We start from the raw sequence: 3,269 nt of genomic DNA, 5'->3' as shown, positions 1-3,269 counted from the left end.
GAGCCATCATTTGGTTCTTTAAAGGTTAAGCGAGCTCCCTCTTCAAAGTCAGTGATAATCCAGTTCATCATCGCCCTCCAAAGAAAAAATACACCATTAAACTCTAATGTCACCATACGCTCTTACAATCAGAAAACCATTGTGTCAGCCATTGTAAGACTACATTTTTTCGTGTTCCTGGTTTGGGAAATCGTTCCATTGGCCTTGATAAAATAATCTCTTGATTAAGTGCCACTCCACCCATGATATAGTAAAATTTGCTTTCTTCATGCTCATACGGTAAGCCTGAATCTCCGAAATCCACGTGATATTCCACCGGAAATTCCTTAGCTGGCACCTGGCCTTCAAGCACCTCGGCTACTTCCACCATAACCATTCTCATTGATGGGTATTTTGAGGATAATGGCAAACCAATAATTTGCACTTTGGCTTGAAAAAACGAATCCGGCCTCTTAGATTTTCTCTTCTGTTTGAGATATTCTTCACAGGATATTGGTTGGGTATCGAAGGTAGGTCCATGTGGGACAACTGTACCCGACGCCATTTCAAAATCCCCGAACAAGAATATAATCGAAACAATACTCCAGACTATCTTTCGCAAAGCACCCAACACCACCTGAGATAGCAACTCCATTATTATTTTCTCTCCTTACTTAATCGGTGCTGTAGAGAAGCTCATATTAAACTGTTTAAACCTTCGGTCTTTGAACACCGACTCTTCGAGTTTCTTGACTAAGGCCTGCGCCACGTCCTTGGGCGCTAGGACCGCGAGTAGCCAGGGAATCTCCCCGCTCTTCCATTCGTGTGGGGCCAGGCGAAACGGGATATTGGCTTGTTGTTGGGATTCCAACTTTTTGTCCACCTCGTCGGAGAGACCTGCGGCGTCTTGGATTTCCCCAGGCCTGGTGGCGGGGCCGAGCTGTGCAGCCGACTCCGGAAGCCAGGTGCACACTGTCTGAGCGTAGCCAGTTTGTGCGCCGCCGGTGTCGGCGAAGCACGCAGGGCACCCGCAGGGCTCCGCCACGGCCAACATGGCTTTGTCCACTTTGGCCAAAACCAAAGTGGATCGGCTGCCGGGACGAACACCGGCTTCTCCCCAAAGAGGTGCCGGGGTTCCCAAACAGCTCGCCGATGTCATCGATGTGCCCGTTGGCGTTCTGATCGAACACCAATAACCCATCGTCGGGCCGCACCCACCCCGTCTGTTCGGCAAAGCCATCGCCATCCAGATCGAACACGGGCGAGAGAGGCGTGCGGGCCGTCAGCTCCAGCCCATCCCCATCCAGATCCAGCACCAAAGGATCGACCCCTTCAAAAAGCGACACCCCCAGCAGCGCCTTGTACATATAGCCAAACACCAACTGGAAAAATTCATAGAGCCCCTTGCCGGTATCATTGTTCACCAGCAGGATGCGCTCCATGTCGTATTCGAACACCAGGAGCCCCGCCGTGCGGCCGCTCAGGGGCGTCTCCGGCCCCACGTCGGCATTGGTCACAAACGTGGCGCCCCAACCGAGACTCTTGCCAAACGCGCTCTCAATGACTAAGTCGCCTTGGGCATTCATCCCGTAGCGAAACAAAAAGGCCCCGTAGGCCCAGGGATCTTCGGATGCTTCCCACCGTTGTCCGCCCCACAGGTCTAAACCAAAGGCTTTGATATGGTCCTCGGGTGTGGCATCTTCAATCAAGGTATGGTTGGAAAAGTAAAACGTGTCCGCACCCACTCCGCCGGTCATGCGGGTGCCCGGCGTCAGGGAAAAGAGGGTGTCGTTACCAGCACCCCCAAAGAGGTCATTGTCGGCTCCCCCAAACGACAGAATGATATCATCCCCGCTACTGCCATCCAGCGTGGCATCGCTGGCTTGAATGGCCACCAGCACGTCATCGCCCGAGCCCCCATCGATCAGTTCTCCATCCGGCCCCACGACGAGCGTATCATCCCCGCCGTTACCGTAAATCGTCTGGACCCCGGCGATATAATTCCAAAAACCTTGCAACAGAGACACCCCGGAGCCGCTCCCTGAGCCGACCTGCCCAGCGCTCTCCGTATCTATCACGATTTCAAAATTCTTGAACGACACATCCCCGGCAGTGGCATTCGCTGGATCCAACGCTGAAATATTCACACTTCCGGTGTAGTTGGTGAAATCAAGAGTGTCCTCACCCGCTCCCCCATCAATTTCGAGGGCACTGCCGAACGGGAGAATGCCTTGGCTCAGAGCGTAATGAGAAGCCTGAAACAGTTCGTCGCCACCCTGAACCGTGACGGTGTCGTCTTGTGAGGTGCCGAGGATTTTTTCGATGGAATACAAATAGTCCGGGGTCCCATACCCATCATCGGCCACCACAATCGGCTTTTTTCCATCCAGCAATGGCCCGCCCAGGTCAAAATTAATCGTGATGCCGCCATTCACCGGCGCAAAATGATCGCCTTCCTAATAGTCAGCAATATTGGTCCCATCAGCATCGAGGGGATTGGTCCGATCTCCTCCGTGTAACAGATCAATCCCACTACCCCCAAAGAGCCGGTCATTCCCCATTCCCCCATACAGATAGTCGTTGCCTGCTCCACTTTTAATCGTATCGTCGCCCTCAAAGCCAAAGAGCAAATCATCTAATTCTTCAGGCAAATCCCCGTTGTCTCTGTCTGCGGTAAACAGTTGATTGGGTTTTGTATTGAGGTGAGGCAAGTCAGGGTTTCCTCCTGGCATCACCGAAGGCTAGATCAACATTTGTCCAGGGAGCGTAATCCAGCGCGGCATCTAATTCAGCAAAGGGATTGGTGGTTGAACCCATACGGAATGTTGCATCATAACCCGCCCGCCCGCCCGTCCCCTTCGGACTCTAGACAGGCTTCAAGCATCACTTGATTGGTTTTTCGTACCACCTCTCCTAAATGATCAAAGGATAAATGATTGTAGTTCCTAGGTTGGTTTCGGACATAAGTCTCACCAGTTTCTGGATTAACTAAATCATGCCGATTTTCAATGGTATGATACAGCTCATGAATTAATACTCGCTCTAGGCTCATATTTTTAAACAACCCATCTTTGCCTATGTAGTAAAGACTTTGGATTTCTGTAAAATCTACCATTATCGTTGGTGTCATTTTTTCGTTCTCAATATATTGCCCTGAACTCCCTGACTCCGAAATTAACAGATTAATATGAACTGCTTGATCCAAAAGCAATTGCGCTGTTGATGATGGCAGATAGGTATCTCGGAGAGCTTGTTTAACACTTTCCTTTTGGGCATCATTCCAATGAATT

4 protein-coding genes are annotated in these 3,269 nt (G+C 51.0%); all 4 read right to left on the bottom strand.

What is annotated here, in order from left to right; genetic code table 11:
- Positions 1-109: 109 nt before the first annotated feature.
- Positions 110-634: a hypothetical protein gene (locus H6750_21645; GenBank protein ID MCB9776913.1), complete on the bottom strand. Its 525-nt coding sequence runs from the start codon at positions 632-634 to the stop codon at positions 110-112.
- Positions 635-689: 55 nt separating this feature from the next.
- Positions 690-2,414, bottom strand: coding sequence for a calcium-binding protein (locus H6750_21640; protein ID MCB9776912.1), 1,725 nt, complete (start codon positions 2,412-2,414; stop codon positions 690-692).
- A 21-nt stretch (positions 2,415-2,435) separates the two neighbouring features.
- Positions 2,436-2,711 carry a hypothetical protein gene (locus H6750_21635; protein MCB9776911.1) on the bottom strand — a complete coding sequence of 92 codons (276 nt, stop codon included), beginning with the start codon at positions 2,709-2,711 and terminating at the stop codon, positions 2,436-2,438.
- A gap of 98 nt (positions 2,712-2,809) precedes the next feature.
- Positions 2,810-3,269: hypothetical protein (locus tag H6750_21630; protein MCB9776910.1), on the bottom strand; the 460-nt coding region annotated here is incomplete at its 5' end.

The organism is Nitrospiraceae bacterium (assembly GCA_020632595.1).
Lineage (GTDB): Bacteria > Nitrospirota > Nitrospiria > Nitrospirales > UBA8639 > Nitrospira_E.
This window is presented reverse-complemented; position numbering and strand designations above follow the sequence as displayed.